Here is a 1521-nt window from a genome sequence, read left to right as displayed (position 1 = left end):
GTGGAAGAGAGGTGGCCGGGTTTGTCTGAACAGGGATCGGCAACGGTTAAGTGGATCGTCTGCCGGGTTCCTTGCCTTGCCAATATGGGGCGTCATGCAGGGAGGGCGTAGCCCGACTGGAGTGACGCCCCGTATTGGTTGCCAAATTCATGCTGCCATCATTACCGGCAGGTTGTCAAAATACGCCTGATCCGGCGTCCTGGCGGCGAGGCTCGAATGTGGCCTCCTTCCATTGTAGAAGCTCAGATAACGACCGATCGACTCGCGGGCTTCGCTGACCCCGCCGTAGGCGCGGAGGTAAACCTCCTCATATTTCACCGAGCGCCACAGGCGCTCGACCATCACATTGTCGCGCCAGGCGCCTCGGCCATCCATGCTGATGGCGATTTCCTCGCGCAGCAGCACGCTGGTGAAGGCGTGGCTGGTGAACTGGCTGCCCTGATCGGTGTTGAATATCTCCGGTTTCCCGAAGCGCGTCAACGCTTCCTCCAGCGCTTCGACGCAGAAGTCGGCCTCCATCGTGATCGACACCCGCCAAGCCAGGACTTTGCGGCTGAACCAGTCGACGATGGCCACGAGATAGACGAACCCCCTCGCCATCGGGATGTAGTTGTAGCGCGACGATTACGGTGTCCGGTCGGCGTCAATTTTGATGGCCGATAGGTGGCCGCGCCGGTTGGTGAATTCTGGCTACCATTTGCTGTTGCGAGGAGCAACCGTCGAGCGACAATTACGACGCTGGGTAATTGTCGCTGGCGCTGGCCGGAAGCGAGGGTTTGAAGCGCATGGGATGGTTGGCATGTAATTGCCGCTGGCGACAATTACCCGTTGCCTCAGCAAGGGTGCTCCCGAGCGCGAAGCCAGCGACAATTATGATGGCCGGTCCGGGGCGCCATTGGGCGGGTCGTAATCGCCGGCGTTGATGCGGGCGACGGCGGAACGCTTGCGGTAGCTTTCGCCGTTCATCTCGATGATGGTCGAGTGGTGCACGAGGCGGTCGATCGCGGCGACAGTCATGGCGGGATCAGGGAAGACGTTGTCCCATGCCGAAAATGGCTGGTTGGCGGTAATGGCGAGCGAGTGGCGTTCGTAGCGGTGGGCGATGAGCTCGAACAAGGCGCTGGTTTCGACCTGGTCCTTGCGGACGTAGGACAGATCGTCGAGCACGATGAGATCGAACTTGTCGAGCTTGTCGAGCATGGCGGGCAGGCTGAGGTCGCGGCGCGCGGACTGGAGCTTCTGGACCATGTCGGTGGTGGAGCAGAACAGGACGCGCCGCCCCGTGTCGATGAGGGCATGGCCAATAGCGGCAACTGCGTGCGTCTTGCCGGTCCCGCTCTGGCCGAACAGCAGCAGGTTGCCGCCGTTCTCGATCCAGTCGTCACCGGCGGCGAGGGACAAGAGGTGCGGTTTGCGGATGCCGGGGGCGGCGTCGAAATCGAAGGTGGCGAAGGTCTTGCCTGCGGGCAAGCCGGACTGGTCGCGATGGCGCTGGATGCGCCGGGAGGAGCGATCAGCCAT

Annotated in this window: 1 protein-coding gene and 1 pseudogene; both read right to left on the bottom strand. The window is 62.1% G+C overall.

The window, feature by feature from the left end:
* Positions 1-147 precede the first annotated feature (147 nt).
* Positions 148-609: pseudogene (locus BF95_RS25405) on the bottom strand (transposase); the annotation flags it as partial.
* Between the two features lie 261 nt (positions 610-870).
* Positions 871-1521, bottom strand: a 651-nt coding sequence (istB, locus tag BF95_RS25400) for an IS21-like element helper ATPase IstB (protein WP_043155677.1), incomplete at its 5' end; no start/stop codon positions are given.

The sequence above is a fragment of the Sphingobium sp. Ant17 genome (genome assembly GCF_000588875.1).
Classification (GTDB): Bacteria; Pseudomonadota; Alphaproteobacteria; order Sphingomonadales; family Sphingomonadaceae; genus Sphingobium.
Note: the sequence above shows the minus strand (reverse complement) of the source record. Positions and strands in the feature narration are given on the sequence as shown.